The organism is Pseudoalteromonas sp. MM1, assembly GCF_030296835.1.
Lineage (GTDB): Bacteria > Pseudomonadota > Gammaproteobacteria > Enterobacterales > Alteromonadaceae > Pseudoalteromonas.
Window position 1 is genome coordinate 2,537,337 of the sequence record NZ_AP027922.1, and the last position, 16,792, is coordinate 2,554,128.

Annotated in this window: 11 protein-coding genes and 1 other RNA gene; 4 read left to right on the forward strand and 8 right to left on the reverse strand. The window is 41.2% G+C overall.

The features are described 5' to 3' along the window. Positions 1 to 3: 3 nt before the first annotated feature. From folC to fabB, 7 genes are all read right to left on the reverse strand, one after another. Positions 4 to 1,269 carry a bifunctional tetrahydrofolate synthase/dihydrofolate synthase gene (folC, locus tag QUE46_RS11590; RefSeq protein ID WP_286244893.1) on the reverse strand — a complete coding sequence of 422 codons (1,266 nt, stop codon included), beginning with the start codon at positions 1,267 to 1,269 and terminating at the stop codon, positions 4 to 6. 25 nt (positions 1,270 to 1,294) lie between these two features. Beyond that, the gene (gene accD / locus QUE46_RS11595; RefSeq protein ID WP_286244894.1) at positions 1,295 to 2,170 is read right to left on the reverse strand and encodes an acetyl-CoA carboxylase, carboxyltransferase subunit beta; all 876 of its coding nucleotides are present in this window, start codon (positions 2,168 to 2,170) and stop codon (positions 1,295 to 1,297) included. Between the two features lie 140 nt (positions 2,171 to 2,310). After that, positions 2,311 to 3,105, reverse strand: coding sequence for a tRNA pseudouridine(38-40) synthase TruA (gene truA / locus QUE46_RS11600; protein WP_286244895.1), 795 nt, complete (start codon positions 3,103 to 3,105; stop codon positions 2,311 to 2,313). Positions 3,106 to 3,252: 147 nt separating this feature from the next. Then, positions 3,253 to 7,611 carry a FimV/HubP family polar landmark protein gene (locus tag QUE46_RS11605; RefSeq protein WP_286244896.1) on the reverse strand — a complete coding sequence of 1,453 codons (4,359 nt, stop codon included), beginning with the start codon at positions 7,609 to 7,611 and terminating at the stop codon, positions 3,253 to 3,255. 352 nt (positions 7,612 to 7,963) lie between these two features. Next, positions 7,964 to 8,980 carry an aspartate-semialdehyde dehydrogenase gene (locus tag QUE46_RS11610; RefSeq protein WP_004588395.1) on the reverse strand — a complete coding sequence of 339 codons (1,017 nt, stop codon included), beginning with the start codon at positions 8,978 to 8,980 and terminating at the stop codon, positions 7,964 to 7,966. A 45-nt stretch (positions 8,981 to 9,025) separates the two neighbouring features. Then, positions 9,026 to 10,147, reverse strand: a complete 1,122-nt coding sequence (locus QUE46_RS11615) for a 4-phosphoerythronate dehydrogenase (RefSeq protein WP_286244897.1) — start codon at positions 10,145 to 10,147, stop codon at positions 9,026 to 9,028. Between the two features lie 112 nt (positions 10,148 to 10,259). Next, positions 10,260 to 11,474, reverse strand: coding sequence for a beta-ketoacyl-ACP synthase I (gene fabB, locus QUE46_RS11620; RefSeq protein ID WP_273609736.1), 1,215 nt, complete (start codon positions 11,472 to 11,474; stop codon positions 10,260 to 10,262). Between the two features lie 181 nt (positions 11,475 to 11,655). On the opposite strand from fabB, the gene mnmC reads away from it, so the two are divergent. The 4 genes from mnmC to QUE46_RS11640 all read left to right on the forward strand — a co-directional run bounded on the left by mnmC (position 11,656) and on the right by QUE46_RS11640 (position 16,322). Further along, entirely contained in the window at positions 11,656 to 13,665 is a 2,010-nt protein-coding gene (gene mnmC, locus QUE46_RS11625) for a bifunctional tRNA (5-methylaminomethyl-2-thiouridine)(34)-methyltransferase MnmD/FAD-dependent 5-carboxymethylaminomethyl-2-thiouridine(34) oxidoreductase MnmC (protein WP_286244898.1), read from the forward strand. Between the two features lie 105 nt (positions 13,666 to 13,770). Further along, complete coding sequence (locus QUE46_RS11630) at positions 13,771 to 14,094, forward strand: hypothetical protein (protein WP_273609738.1); 324 nt, start codon at positions 13,771 to 13,773, stop codon at positions 14,092 to 14,094. A gap of 169 nt (positions 14,095 to 14,263) precedes the next feature. After that, complete coding sequence (locus QUE46_RS11635; RefSeq protein ID WP_273609739.1) at positions 14,264 to 14,899, forward strand: NAD(P)-binding oxidoreductase; 636 nt, start codon at positions 14,264 to 14,266, stop codon at positions 14,897 to 14,899. Positions 14,900 to 15,254: 355 nt separating this feature from the next. Beyond that, entirely contained in the window at positions 15,255 to 16,322 is a 1,068-nt protein-coding gene (locus tag QUE46_RS11640; protein ID WP_286244899.1) for a hypothetical protein, read from the forward strand. Between the two features lie 87 nt (positions 16,323 to 16,409). On the opposite strand, the gene ssrA is transcribed toward QUE46_RS11640, so the two are convergent. Beyond that, positions 16,410 to 16,766, reverse strand: a transfer-messenger RNA (tmRNA) gene (gene ssrA, locus QUE46_RS11645). Between the last annotated feature and the right edge of the window lie 26 nt (positions 16,767 to 16,792).

Below are 16,792 nucleotides of genomic sequence, written 5' to 3' on the forward strand. Positions count from 1 at the left end.
TCTCTATTTTTTAAAGTAGTTTATAGCATCTGCAACAGTAAAAAATGACCCAAACACAATTAAAAGCGTATCACTTTGCTGTGCAGGCATAATTACATTAAGTGCATCGTGCACACTATTATAGCGTTCATGCGTGCCTGTATGAGGTATAGTTTGCAACGCCGTGGCCATATTTTCAACGTTATCGCCACGAGGTATGTGCAAGCTGGTAAGAGACCATTGATCAATTACATGACTTACCTCTTTAAGTACACCCGCTTTATCTTTATCAGCAAGCATAGCGACTAATGCATGAATTTTAAAGCCTTTATCTTTATAGCTTGCAAGCTTTAGTGCTAAATAACGGGCAGATTCAGGATTGTGCGCAACATCAGTAAACACTAAAGGTGTCGTATTGAGTTGCTGAAATCGGCCCTCAACAACTAAATTAGCTAAACAACGTTTAATTACCTCATCGCTTGGTAGTAAATCTAACACTGCTAAAGTAGTTAAAGCAGTTGCGGCATTTTGTGCAGGAATTGCTGGTTTGTCTAACGCCAGATCATAATGCTTATATTGCCATGTGAAATGTGCTGGGTACTCTTTGAATATAAAATCAGTGCCCGATATAACCATGTTGGCTTTAATCTCAGCACCATAATCGGTCATGGTATGCGGTATGTTTAAATCACCAATAATAGCCGGTGTGTTTTGACGAAATATACCTGCCTTATCATAAGCAACTAACTCTCGTGTATCTCCTAGGTATTCTTTATGATCTAAATCTATAGTGGTGATCACACTGGCATAAGGTGTAACAATATTGGTGGCATCAAAGCGCCCACCCAAACCCACTTCAAGCAGTACATAATCAACTTCACAGCGTTTAAAAATAGCTAACGCCCCAAGCGTGCCATATTCAAAGTACGTAAGCGCCGTACTACCACGGCCCTGCTCTAGCATGTGAAATGCATCAACATGATATTGATCATCCAGCTCTTGGCCGTTTATGCGCACTCGCTCGTTATATCTAATTAAATGAGGAGAGGCATACGTACCTACGCTGTAACCTTGCGCAAGTAGTAACGATTCTAAACAGCGTGCAGTCGTGCCTTTGCCGTTTGTGCCGCCAATAAGAATAATTTTGCTGGAAGTGCTTAATAAGCCAATGTTGCTTGCAACAGTAGCGACGCGTTCGAGGCCCATTGCAATATTTGCAGGGTGAACACTTTCTAAATAACAAAGCCAATCATCAAGGCTTGATGATTGGCTAGGGATTGTGTTTGTCATAGCGTGTAATCAGTAAAGCTGAAATTTACGCTACTCTATGCTCTTGTTCGGTAGAAGGCAAGTTCATAAATTTAGCAAGTACGCGTGCTAATGTGTCGCGCATTTCGCGACGGTCAACAATCATATCAATTGCACCGTGCTCTAATAAAAACTCACTACGTTGGAAACCTTCTGGTAGGGTTTCACGTACTGTTTGCTCAATCACGCGAGGGCCAGCAAAACCTATCAAGGCTTTTGGCTCAGCAACGTTAATATCACCTAACATCGCTAATGATGCAGATACACCGCCCATTGTAGGGTCGGTCATTACTGATATAAACGGCAGGCCTTTTTCACTCATTTTAGCAAGCGCAGCGCTGGTTTTAGCCATTTGCATAAGTGACATAAGCGCTTCTTGCATACGAGCACCACCTGAGGCAGAAAAACACACTAATGGCATGTTGTGCTCTAAACATTGGTCTACCGCATCAACAAAGCGTGCGCCTACAACCGAAGCCATTGAACCACCCATAAATGAGAATTCAAAAGCAACCGCAGCAACAGGAATACCTTTTAAGCGGCCTTTCATCGCTACTAATGCGTCTTTTTCGCCACTTGCTTTTTGTGCAGCGCTAATACGGTCTGAGTATTTTTTAGAGTCTTTAAACTTTAATACATCTTTAGGCTCGTGCTCAGTACCTAGCTCTGTGCGGTCACCTTCATCTAAAAAATGCTCTAAACGTTTGCGGCCGCTCACACGCATGTGATGGTCGCATTTTGGACAAACATTTAATGACTTTTCTAGCTCAGCTTTATATAAAATTGAATCGCAAGCTGTACATTTAGCCCAAACGCCTTCTGGAATTTCTTTACGACCTGACGACTTAGTCGTTTTAGGTAAGATTTTTTCTAACCAACTCATTTGCAACTCTCTTAATGCTGTTCTGTGTCGCGAGTCTGCTAATAAGTAGCAGACAGATTTTTTCAATTAAAACATGAATTACGCAAACACGGTATAAAAAACTGGTCTTAGTAGTTAGATAAACGCTTATAAATTCAACACTAACATTCCGAGTCAGGTAAAAATAATGGTCCTAGTGGGGTTTTAGGAATATTAAAGTGTTCTGGGTAATCTACATCAACTAAATAAAGACCCGCGGCTTTAGCCGTGGCACTGGCCTTAGCACGCTCTTTTAAATCTAATAGCTCTTTTAACCATGCAGGTTGGTGCTTGTGTAGGCCAATATCCATTAAACAACCGGTAATATTACGTACCATATGGTGTAAAAAAGCGTTCGCTTTAATATCAATAATAACGTAATCGCCCTGGCGTTGTACCGATAAATGATGAATCGTTCTGTTTGCTGTATTAGCTTGGCAATGCAGTGCTCTAAAAGAGGTAAAGTCGTGTTCGCCAATTAAGTACTGACACGCCTCTTGCATTTTTGTTTCATCAAGTGGGTGGTGGAAATGCGTAACGCCTTCATTCATCACTGCGCCTCTGTAGGCGTAATTATAAATAACATAACGGTAACGACGCGCTGTTGCGCTAAAACGTGCATGAAAGTCTTCACTTACAGGTTGTGCAAAACGAATCGCTATATCTTTAGGCAGTAACGTATTCATTCCCATGGTAAATGCAACCATCTCACGTGGAGCATGGGTTTCAAAGTGTACAACTTGGCCTGTGCCATGCACACCTGCATCTGTGCGGCCCGCACACACTATTTCAACCGGGTGATTACAAATGCGCGACAACGCTGTTTCTACTTCTTGTTGTACACTATTTACATGTGATTGACGTTGCCATCCACTGTAACGTGCGCCGTTGTATTCAACTCCAAGTGCTACTCGCATAATTACTGCTTTACCTACTGTGCTAATGAACGAGGCATTTTATGCTATCTCGCGGTGCAATAAAAGCCAGTGTGTTGTGATCCAATAAATACCTACAAAAAAGCCGCAATAAATATCTTATTGCGGCTTAAATAGCGCCTAATAACGCTACTTTAGTTTAGCTTTTAAACTTTGCGCTTCTTCTTGCACATCTTCAGGGCCACTTTCAATCACATCTTCAATCACTTTAAGGGCTGAGTCAAAATCGTCAATTTCAATATATGCTCTTGCTAAATCAAGCTTGGCAGAATAACCACCGCCTTCTAAGTCAACATCTGTAGGGTTGTCACCTGCAAGTAACGAATCAAAGTCACTTAACCCTACATCCATATTAACTTCATCATAGGGCTCGTGCTCAAGAACTGAGTCATCGCTTTGCTCAAGTAGTGCGTCAATATCAACAAAGTCATCGGTTGTAGCTTGCGGATCGCTTTGCGAAGGCTCTTCTTGCACCGCTTTCGCTTCTACTTCATTGTCTAAGTCTTCGTTTAATAGGCTATCAAAATCGACATCAAATTCGCTGCTATCTTCTAAATCTAACTCATCCGGTTCAGCTAATTCACTAAGTAACGCATCAAAATCGGTTTGCGTTAAATCAGCCATAAACTCATCGTCTAGCTGCTCGTCGGGTATAACGTCTTCATTAATTTGATCATCAGCAGCCTGTGTTAGTTCGGCTTCTAATTGCGAATTTGTTATTTCATCTTCAACGTCTTCAGAAAGTGCTTGTTCTAAAATTGCATCGTCAAAATCAGACTGTTCTTGCCCACGTTCCGTTGCTTGCGTTTCACCTAAAGGTTCCTCTTGCGGTAAAGGCGTATCGAGCTCATCGTCAATTAGTGGCTCGTCATCTAGGTCAGCATCTAACGCATCAATACCAGTGTTATCAGCAAGTGCATTGGCTAAGTCTTGCTCAGCTTGGCTTGGTGCCATACCGCTTGCTTGTCCATCAAGTTCATCACCTTGTAACTCTTGCGGACTATATGATTGCTGATCATCTAAATCAATTTCATCGTCGTTATCAAGCTCTAACTCAGGGTACTCGTCAAGCTCTTCACTTGGAGTTACTTGCTCATCTAATAATGCATTGAGCTCGTCGTCTAGCTCATCAACGCTTTGCAATAAATCATCATCGAAAACCCCTTCGTCTTCATCCGTATTTTCAGATAAATCTAGCTCACTTTCATCATCAGTTAATTCATCAAATGATGACGGCACTTGAGCGTGCTTATCATCTGCACCTATATCATCGGTATGTTTCGGCTCAAGTTCTAGCTCTGAAAAATCGTTATCAATGAGTAACTCATCATCAAAATCGTCTTCTAAGCTATCTAATTCACTGCCTGAAAGTGCGTTTGCTAAGTCTTGTTCAGCTTGGCTTGGCTGCATGCCTGTTGCATCACCATCAAGCTCATCTCCTAATAACTCATCAGGTAGATATTGCTGTTGCTCTGTTACATCTAACGTATCGGGATTATCATCTGAAAAGTCTATATCATCACTAAGCGTATTATTTACAGCATCATTTTCAGGTTGAGTATCTAAAAGCGGACTCGCTGGTGCTTCTTGTGAGTCAAGCGGGTCATCACCTAAATCAACCTCTACCTCTTCAATGTCATCATCAAGATCATCTAATGCCCAATCAGGGTTTTCAACATAGTCTTCGTCTGTAGCTTGCTGTAGCTCGTTGAGTAATTCGTCAACACTTTTTAGGGTGTCGTCAGTGTACTCTTCCTGTGCATCTTCTGGGTCAAGTAACGTTTCTGAACTATCTGTAAAGTCAGTGTTTTCAAGCAAATCAGCATCAAGCTCTGGCTCTTCTACAAGCTCTGGCTCTTCTACAAGCTCTGGCTCTTCTACAAGTTCTGGCTCCTCGAGAAGCTCAGGCTCTTCTGCAAGCTCAGGCTCTTCTACAAGTTCTGGCTCTTCTACAAGTTCAGGCTCTTCTACAAGTTCTGGCTCTTCTGCAAGTTCTGGCTCTTCTACAAGTTCAGGCTCTTCTGCAAGTTCTGGCTCCTCGAGAAGCTCAGGCTCTTCTACAAGTTCTGGCTCTTCTACAAGTTCTGGCTCCTCGAGAAGCTCCGCCTCTTCTACAAGTTCTGGCTCTTCTACAAGTTCTGGCTCTTCTGCAAGTTCTGGCTCATCAATAAGTGAAGACGCTAATGTTTCAATATCATCTTCATCAAAATCTTCCTGTGCATCAGCTAGCTCTTCGACCGAATCAGCTAAAGCGCTATCAATATCTCGCTCTGTATCATCAGTTGCTACTTGAGCGGCAGATGAGTCTTCAACTTCATCAATTAGGCTGTCTATGTCGTCTAAATCAAAGTCATCGTTTTCTTCAACTAGCGCATCAGTAGGGGCTTCATCAGGTGTATCACTTGCATCATCAATTAAGCTGTCTATGTCGTCTAAATCAAAGTCATCGTTTTCTTCAACTAGCGCATTAGCCGGTGTTTCATTAGGTGTATCACTTGCTTCATCAATTAAGCTGTCTATGTCGTCTAAATCAAAGCCATCGTTTTCTTCAACTAGCGCATCAGTAGGTGTTTCATCAGGTGTATCACTTGCTTCATCAATTAAGCTGTCTATGTCGTCTAAATCAAAGTCATCGTTTTCTTCAACTAGCGCATCAGCAGGGGCTTCATCAGGTATATCACTTGCTTCATCAATTAAGCTGTCTATGTCGTCTAAATCAAAGTCATCGTTTTCTTCAACTAGCGCATCAGCAGGGGCTTCATCAGGTATATCACTTGCTTCATCAATTAAGCTGTCTATGTCGTCTAAATCAAAGTCATCGTTTTCTTCAACTAGCGCATCAGCAGGGGCTTCATCAGGTGTATCACTTGCTTCATCAATTAAGCTGTCTATGTCGTCTAAATCAAAGTCATCGTTTTCTTCAACTAGCGCATCAGCAGGGGCTTCATCAGGTGTATCACTTGCTTCATCAATTAAGCTGTCTATGTCGTCTAAATCAAAATCTTCGTCTTTTGGTGATTCTGTATCAGCTTGTTGATCTAATAATTCATCAATATCAAAGTCATCGTCTTCTTCTTGGGCAAGCTCTTCGCTTAAGGCAGCCAACTCATCATTGCTTTCTAAGCTGTTATCCGCGGTAGGCTTTTCAACCTCAGGCAAATCGATTTCTGGCAGGCTATCGTCCTCGTCAAATAAATCGTCTAGGTCGTCACTGCTTAAAATATCGTCAGAATCTTTTGTATCATCTAAATCAAGGTCAATTTCATCATCTTTTTTGTCATTTACAGGTTCATCAAAGCCCTGCTGCATGAAAATGTCTAACTCGTCCCCTTCGCTGCCTTCGTCATCAAAAACAATGTCATCACTTAATAGGCTTTCTAATTCGTCTTGGTCAAGCAAGTTTTCTGAATCAGTAAACTCGTCGTCTAGCGCATCATCAAGAGAGTCATCAAATGCAATATCATCTTCAGGCAACATGTCGTTGCTATGATTGTCATCTAATTGAATATCTAAATCATCAAGGGGATCAGGAATAATTGGATCGTCTAACGTATCATTACTTTGCGGCTCACCTTCGGTAAAGCTTGGGGTTTGCGGCAGAAAATCGTCGTCTTCTTGCGCTGCTTCATCTTTATTGGCGCGCTTTCGTAAAAACATCACCACGGCAAAAATAATTAATAATGCAGGAATGGTCATTAATAAAATAAGCACAAGCGGGTTAGACATTAAAGCGCCTAGGTCAAAAGGCTCTTCTTTTGGTACTTCTTGCACTTTTTGCTGAGCTATTATTTCGTTTTGTTTTTCTATTAGCTCTTTTAGCTGTTTTTGAATTTCGCTGTCTTGGCCTAGTTGCTCTTTTACATTAGCGAGCTCTTTAGAGATACCCGACAATTGTTTTTTAAGGTTATTATTTTCAGCTAATATTTCTTCTACATTATTAACCGAGCTTTTAAATTGCTGCTGCAGCTCTACAAGTTTATTGCCTTGCTCTGTTTTTATTTCATTTAATTCTTTTTGGATTTCTTTTTTAGCGTCGTCAACATCGGCTTTACGAGCTTGTGTTACTTTGGTTTGCGCGGCGTTAATCTCACTTGTAGTTAGTGTGCCATTTTTCTTTTTTTCCCACAGCGCGTCATCTTGCTCTGAGCGTTGTTTAGCAAGTTGTGGGTCTACGCGTCTAATTTCCGCTAAGGTGGGTATTTTTAAATAGGCACCACTTTGCATGTGGTTTAGGTTTTGTTCTAAAAAAGAATTAGGGTTTTTGTTATACAAGGCTTGCATAACTTGGTAGATACTAACTGAGTTATCTGGGCGTACTTTGGCAGCAATACGCCATAGTGTATCGGTTGGTTTTATAGGCCCTATTGATCGCCCTTGCGCACCATAGTCAGCGCCTTTTGGCCCCTTTAATTGGGTGCTGTCTTGAGAGTAAATTGGAGTTACTACCAATGCAGACGCTAATATAATAAGTGAAGCTAAACCGCGCATGCTGATCCTTTAATGTGTAAATGTTAAATGCTTTGCTATTTATTTAGCTGCTCAACATTAATTATTCTTGCCGTAACCAGCCAAATAGCTGATCTACATTTGTTATTACAATCTATTTTTATTGCAAGCTCTATTCCAGTTACAAACTATAAACCAGTTGCGGCCTAATATCCATTGCAACGCTTTGAAAATAAATACCTTAAAACTTTATTCTTAATACTATTTTATCGTGATAGATCAAGGCGTTTAGTTTAGTAGCAACACTAAGCGGCAATAATTTGGCTCCCTAAAATACAAAAGCGGCAAACTATAAAAGTTTGCCGCTTAATTTACACACAATATTAGCTGCTATTTATAAGTAGTTAGCGATTAACTCTTCTGCTATTTGTACGCTATTAGTAGCAGCCCCTTTGCGGGTGTTATCACTGACAACCCACATATTTAAACCATGAGGGTGCGAAATATCGGCGCGCAAGCGGCCAACGTAAACCGTATCATTACCACTGGCATCTGACACCGCTGTTGGGTAATCGCCCTCATCTTCAATAAGCTCAACCCCTGGGGCATCATTTAAAAGCTGCTTAACGTGTTCAAAGTCATACGGCATGCGTGTTTCAATGTTGATTGACTCTGAGTGACCAAAAAATACAGGTACACGCACACAGGTTGGGTTAACAGCAATAGTGGTATCGCCCAAAATTTTATGCGTTTCGTTTACCATTTTCATTTCTTCGCGTGTGTAGCCGTTATCTTCAAAAGTATCTATTTGAGGGATAACGTTAAATGCAATTTGCTTAGGAAAGATTTCGTTTTCCATTGGGCGAGCATTCATTAAATTAGCTGTTTGCTTTGCCAGTTCATCTACTGCTTCTTTACCTGCACCAGATACAGCTTGGTATGTAGATACATTAATACGGTCAATACCATAAGCATCGTAAATTGGTTTAAGGGCTAGCATCATTTGAATAGTAGAACAGTTAGGGTTTGCAATAATATTGCGGTTTCTAAAGTCTTCAAGGCTTGCTGCATTCACTTCTGGTACCACTAGCGGTACTTCAAAATCGTTTCTAAAATGTGAGGTGTTATCAATTACAACACAGCCAGCATCAGCTGCAATTGGCGCGTATTTTTCTGACACACTGCCACCAGCTGAAAACAAGCCTATGTGTGCTTGGCTAAAGTCAAAGCCTTCTACATCTTGCACTTCAATGGTTTCACCACGAAACTTTATGTCTTCACCTGCGCTGCGGCTACTGGCTAGTAAAAAAAGTTGATCTACCGGAAATTTACGATCTTCCAAGGTTTCAATAATTTGACGACCGACTAAGCCTGTAGCGCCAAGTACAGCAACGTTATATTTTTGCGACATATTTTTTCCTCTTTAAGCAGTGTTAAAACAACACTGCTAGTTAAATTAGTTTGCGGTGTTAAAGCCAAGCTGAGCGAATGCATCTGTATGCTGCGTACCACCTTGCACCGTTAAAGTGCTAAACTCACGCCTTACTGGGTAGTTTTTACGTAAACTATCAAACCCGTCTTTTGCTAAGTTGCGCAGCAAAATGCCATCATCGCGGCGTACGTCGTAAATCAAATGCACTAAACGCGCAATATCAGCCTCAGTAAAGCTACTCTCTAAACTTAGGCTTGTAACGGCAGGTTGTGGTAAAAAATCAGAAAGCGACTTTTCTGCGGTTACACCTTTTAATTTACACAGTGCTTGATATAGCATTTGTGTACCGCGGGCTTTTCCTTCAAGAGTATGCCCAGCAATGTGCACGCTGGCATAGCGCACATGATCAAGCAATGGGATTAAAATGTTAGGCTCGTTTTCCCAAACATCAAGAACCAAATCTAAGTCTGCCCCTTGCTCCATAACCGATAACAAAGCGTGGTTATCAATCACTTCTCCACGGCTCGCATTTATAACTGCTAACCCAGGCTTTAACGCGTTAAGACGTTTTTCATCAATTAGATGATGCGTTTTGTGCTCACCTGCTTTAATCAGCGGCACATGAAAAGTAACCGCATCGACGCGCTCAAGTAGTTCGTCAAGCTCAACATGCTCGGCTAATAAGCCCTGCTCATGTTTAATTGGGTCACATAATAAAACATCAACATTAAGCGCTTTTAGTTTTTGTGCTAAACAGCTGCCAATATTACCCACCCCAACAATACCTATTGTTTGACCACTTAGAGGGACTGCGTTTTCTTGGCTTAATGCAAACAAGCTACTTATTACATACTCAGCCACCGCCACTGCATTGCAACCTGGGGCACTACTAAAGGCAACGCCTTTCTTATTAAGTAACTGTGTATCTATATGATCAACACCAATAGTGGCGGTACCTACAAAGCTTAATTTATTAGCATGAGCAAGCAGGTCACTGTTTACTTTAGTAACCGAGCGCGTAAGTAATACATCAACATCAATTAACGCATCGGGTGCTAAGTTTCGACCATCAAAGCGCGTTACCTCACCAAAGTCTGCAAAATACTGCTCAACTAAAGGCATGTTTTGATCGGCAAGAATCTTCATTGGGGAGTCCGTATGGCAAAATGAGGCGCTATTGTAACGAACAACCGAGCCATTACACAAACTAAAAAGCCGAGCAATGCTCGGCTTTTAATCACTATAAAGAGAAAACGAATTAACCTTTATATTTGCTCATAACTAATGTGGCGTTTGTACCACCAAAGCCAAAGCTATTAGACATAACCGTATTAAGCTGCGCATCACGGCGCTCAGTTACAATGTTAAGGCCTTGTGCCTGCTCATCTAGCTCTTCAACGTTAATAGATGGCGCTACAAAATCGTTTTCCATCATTAAAATTGAGAAAATAGCTTCGTGAACACCCGCAGCACCCAGTGCGTGACCCGTTAATGATTTAGTCGCACTAATAAGCGGCGAGTTACCACCAAACACTTCTTGAATAGCACCTAGCTCTTTAACATCGCCCACTGGCGTAGATGTACCGTGCGTGTTTAAATAATCAATTGGTGCATCAACGCCTTGCATTGCTTGGCGCATACAGCGTACTGCGCCTTCACCTGAAGGTGCTACCATGTCGTAGCCATCAGATGTAGCGCCATAGCCTACAATTTCTGCGTAAATATGTGCGCCACGAGCAAGTGCATGCTCAAGCTCTTCTACTACAACAATACCGCCGCCAGCAGAAATAACAAAGCCATCGCGGTTTGCATCGTACGTACGTGATGCTTTTTCTGGCGTTTCGTTGTATTTGGTAGACAATGCGCCCATTGCGTCAAATTCCATTGCAAGGGTCCAGTGTAGCTCTTCACCACCACCGGCAAAAATAACATCTTGCTTGCCTAATTGAATTTGCTCAACCGCGTGACCAATACAATGTGCAGATGTTGCACACGCAGAGCTTATAGAATAGTTAACACCTTTAATTTTAAATGGCGTTGCTAAACAGGCCGATGTGGTGCTCGCCATTGTACGCGGTACCATATATGGGCCTACACGTTTTACGCCTTTTTCGCGCAAAATGTCGGCTGCTTCTACTTGCCACTTTGAAGAGCCACCACCAGAGCCAACTAATAAACCCGTGCGCTCATTAGATACTTGCTCATCAGATAAGCCTGCATCTTCAATTGCTTGCTTCATAGAAATATAAGAGTAAGCAGCAGCATCACCCATAAAGCGCATTGCTTTACGGTCAACGTGTTCTTTAACATCAATATCAATTTTGCCTGACACATTACTGCGTAAGTTGTAATCGGCAAATTCTTGGTTAAAAGCAATACCGCTTTTGCCCGCTTTTAGTGACTCTAATACTTCTTGTTTGTTATTACCGATGCTTGATACAACACCGATACCCGTAATTACGGCTCTTCTCATGGGTAATTCCCTTAGCTTGATACTAAATTACTGTGTATTTTACGCTGTTTTTAGGTGTTAAGTGGTCAGCTTTCTAGCGTACACCTGTACTCTGAATTTAATAGCTTATAAATAACGCCAGACTATTTCAAAGAAAACCCGTAAAATAATTAAAAAATACTGTCTAAAAATTTAATAAGTCATGATAAAAAACGCCCAAATACACTTTAATGAAGTAGGCACACCGGTAGCCGATAACTTTGACGATGTTTATTTTTCTAATGACGACGGCCTTGCTGAATCGCATTACGTATTTTATCAACAAAACAATATACAGGCGCGGTTACAAAATCATGACCAAGCGCATTTTGTTATTGCCGAAACCGGTTTTGGTACTGGCTTAAACTTTTTAAATGCATGGCAACAATTTAATGACCACCTTGCCAATCAACAAGTTCAAAATCAAGTAGACAAACGGGTTAAGCGGTTGCATTTTATTTCGTTTGAAAAATACCCGCTTAATGCTGATGATCTAAAAAAAGCACTGCAAGCGTGGCCAACATTACACAAACTTAGTGATGAATTAATAACGCACTACCCTATAAATTTAGGCGGCTGTCATCGTATAGAATTTAATAGCGGCCAGGTTATTCTTGATTTGTATTTTGGCGACGTGCTTGATTCAATAAATGCAATGAGCTACCCGCAATCAGGGGTGGTCGATGCGTGGTTTTTAGATGGCTTTGCACCGAGTAAAAACCCCGACATGTGGCAACAAAGTGTGTTTAACGCCATGGTTGATATATCGCGCAAGCAGGCAACACTAGCCACGTTTACCGCGGCAGGCTTTGTACGCCGAGGCTTAATAGCCGCAGGCTTTAATATGCAAAAAGCAAAAGGTTTTGGCCGAAAACGCGAAATGCTGATAGGTCAATTAGCAGATGCAAATAGTGCGCACTCATCGCCCCCGTACTTTGAACACCCCCCTGCCAAGCTAGAACATGTTGCTGTAATAGGAGGCGGAATTGCAAGTAGCTGTATTTTGCACAGTTTGGCTAAGCGGGGCATTAAAAGCACCCTATTTTGCCAAGATGAAAAACCAGCTATGGGCGCTTCACATAATGTACAAGGCGCGGTTTACCCGCACTTACAAGCTAAAAACTCACCTCACAGTGAATTATTTGCGCATAGTTTTTTATACGCTAAACGCAGCTACCAACAGCTACTAAAAAACGGCTTTAATTTTGATTATAGCTGGTGCGGTGTGCTGCAACATGCGGTAAAAAAACCACTTGCCGATAAACACCAAAACTTAGAACAAAAACAGCTATGGCCTCAAGCCTTAATACGCAATGTAACTGTAGAGCAAGGAGATAAACTCGCAGGCGTAACAACCGGCTACCCCGGCGTTTATTTTGAGCAAGGCGGCTGGGTAAACCCACCCCAGCTAGTTGAGGCAATGCTAAAAGCGGCCAATAGCCTTAACTCCATTAATAGCTATTTTAATTGCCATATACAGCAGCTTACTAAAACCGATGCAGGCTGGTATTTAACCCACAAGCATACCCAATATGGCCCTTTTAGTGATGTAATAATATGTGCAGGTGAGCATAGCGATGCGTTTGAACAAACAAACGCATTACCTATTGTAGGGGTACGTGGTCAAGTATCGCATATTCAAGCGAGTGAACAATCTAAGCAACTTAAAACCGTATTGTGCCATAAAGGTTATTTTACCCCCGCCTATTTAGGCAAGCACTGTATGGGCGCAACATTTGAAAAAAACACAAAAAGTCGCGCCGTTACAGAAAAAGACAACCAGCTAAACCATGAGCAACTACTTAGCTTTTACCAGCAAAGCGACTTTGCCACCACATTAGGTGACATTACCAGTGCTAAAGCAGCTGTGCGCTGCACATTTATAGATCACTTGCCAATGGCAGGACAATGGTGTGAGCAAAGCGATTATATTAACGCCTTTGCTAATTTACGCTTAGGTAAACGCTATCAATACTCGCCTTTGCAAAAGCCACATCAAGGCTTACATATTTTTACCGGATTTGGCGCGCGCGCATTATGCAGTGCACCGCTGTTAAGCGAGCACTTTATTAGTACATTAAATAATGAGCCACGCCCACTAAGCGAGCGTGTAAGCCAAGCTATTCACCCAGCGCGTTTTATAGTTCGTGATTTAATACGAAATAAAATTTAAATGACATCATTCTTTTTTTGCGTAAAATAATATCTATAAAAGGAATTTATATACCCATGCGCACCCTATGTACGAATGCGAATAGGTATAAATAAAAGGAAAACAATGAAAGCTTTAACCTGTGCTGCAGCATTACTCGCTGCAATATCGTTCAACACATTTAGCCAAAACGTAACCGAAATCCCCTTACCCGAAGAATTCATAACCACTATGGATGTAACTGACGAATACCCCAAAGTACGCACTGGGTATTTGGCTGCTTCTATCAATGATATTGCTAAATTTTATCAACATGCACTAGGGGATCCCATTAATAGTAAAGGCGATAATACCTATCGTACCCTTTACTATAACTACCAAGAACATGCTGTTCGCATTAGTTTGTATCATCATAATTATGTCACCGAAGTCAGCATAATGATCGAATAAACACGGCAAAAAGCAGCTAATTTTCATACTCAGTTCAGACTCATTTTTTATCTGCTTTTAAATGACCAATTTATTGATAAAAACACTGTTTTACCCTTTAAAAAAGAATGCCTACCCCAAGGTCTATTTGTACCAAACACCTTTACACTAAATTGAGAAGGAATTAATTATGAGTAAGACCCTAATTATTGGCGCTAGCGGGCAAATAGGTAAAATGGCAACCGAGCTGCTTTTAAAAAACGAGCAAAATGTATCCGCATTAGTGCGCGATAAAAGTAAGCTAAGTGATTTAGATAGCCCGTTTTTAACTATTGTAGAGCAAGACCTCGAAGGCGACTTTTCTACTGCGTTAAAAGATTGCGACCAAGTAATATTTGCAGCGGGCTCTGGCGGAAGTACAGGCACAGATAAAACCGTGCTAATCGATTTATGGGCAGCCACCAAAGCAGCAACGTATGCTAAAGAGCATGGCGTTAAGCATTTTATTATGATCAGCTCTATTGGCGCTGACGATCCAGACTCGATTGAAAGCGACTTAAAGCCTTACTTAGTTGCCAAACATATGGCTGATGAGCACCTTATAAACAGTGGCTTAAACTACACCATAGTGCGCCCTGGCACTTTAACCAATGAAAGCGCCTCAATGAAAGTAACCACCGAGCGCCCAAGCGATCGCTCTAAAGCTAAAATTAGCCGCGAAAACGTTGCCAATGCCCTATTACATATTGCTACTAACGCATTTAATGGCAACCGCGTTTTTGAGTTGTTTGATGGTGATACGCCTATCAAAGCAGCTGTAAAATAAAGCACCCTTGTTGCCCTTTGTAACCCCCCCCTAGCAAAGGGCAATGTATTTAAATGCTACAGAGCACGCTAACCGTTTCTCTCACCATATTAATTAATGTAAACAACTCACAAAAATTGCTTTATAAAAGCCCATATACCGCGTACCCAATAAAACAACATAAAAACAAGCACTTCCATCAAAGCTACCACAAAACAATGCATTAAAAATTTAATAGAACAAATTTTATTCAGGCTTTTTTACTAGTTTAATGAGGCCAAATACTAGAAACCCCTTATTTTATCTGGTAAATTAACAGCGTGTTAAAACAATAATAAAAATTCCTCAATGGAAGTTGCACGAATAAGGACATAGCGTGAGCGCCTCATTTAAAATTATTTTTAATGGTCAGTTACACCAAAATGCTGACATTAGTACCGTACAAGAGCAACTTTGTCTGTTTTTAAAAATTCCCCATAATGTCGCTGTAAAATTATTTGATGGCCGAGCCTACGCACTCGTCAAAGACCTATCGAGTATTGATGCAGTTAAAACAGAATCTAAACTAAAAAGTTTTGGTTTAATAACCAAAGTAGAGCCACATGCAAGTGTAAGGGCACCTCAAAGCGCCACGGGTACTAAATTGGTTGTTTCACCTAGCGAGCCTGCGGTTAAAAACATAGATCGTAAATTAACCAGCATAAAAAAGTCCGGCATAAATAGCCCTGCCGCCTTGCCCAAATTAGCACTGCAAAGCGCATTATTTTTTTGTTATAGCTTATTATTCATCTGCCTTATTTGCTCAGCAGTAATAAGCTTTAACACATTTAAAATTAGTAAGATTGACAGCTCAATAGCTTCGCCCTCTACAACATTAAATTACGTTCATTACAAGCAATACTTAGCAAATCAAAAAAAGCACCCAGAAGTCAGCTTGCCTAACACCCACAGCACAGATGAGCTTGACCAAAGGGCGCAGCAAAAAATTGATAGCTATTTTGCTCGCTTTTCAGCGCACATAAACAGTTACGCAAAGATTCTAAAGCAACCAAACATAAACAGCATGGGCGCAGAAAAGTTAAAGCAGCACTTACAAGAAATAGACGCGCTAGGCACGGAACATGTATTTTGGGAGCAATTAATTAACCTTGCTAAATCGCTCAACAGCGACGCTCATGTAATGAGCAAGCTTACTAACGATAACCCAGATAAAATTCAGTGGATCAACGCCGTTGATTGGATAAGCCAAAGCTATATTAGGCAACAACAAAATAAGCCTGACGCTTTGCCTGCCTCGCCTGCAAACACACAACTTGCCAAGTCACCAATTTTAGATTTAACTCTGCTAATTAGCTTAATGTCGTTTTTAACGCTTATTATTATTAGTATTAAAATGAAAGTAAGATCGTTAAAAATGAAGCTAACCACTATAAGTACAGAATAAATTAAACCCATAAAAAAACCGCCAACTTGATTGCTCAAATTGGCGGTTTTTTTATGGGTTTTAAGTAACGAACTTAAATACCTGTATTGGTGGAGCTGGGGGGATTTGAACCCCCGTCCGAAAAGCCTCGACCGTCGGTACTACATGTTTAGTATTGTCATTTAATTAACCTTTAAATCCCGGACAAACACGGTAGATAAAGGCGAGGCCGCTTAGTTTTAACGCTTCAACCCCGGCCAGGGTTTCCGTCGCGATCAGGTGTTAGGGTGACACTCCAAAATCCAGTCCACAAGAATACATGGAAGGAGCGCTAGCCAGCCTAAGCTGCTAGAGAGTAGTTATCGTCGTTTGCGATTACTTTAAATTGCGGCTTTTTTACGAGGCAAACCGCACCTCGACATGCACCTCAGGCTTCTTGAATTCCGTCGAATCCTAATCAGCCCCTGAAATATGAATTTCTTTCAGTGAGG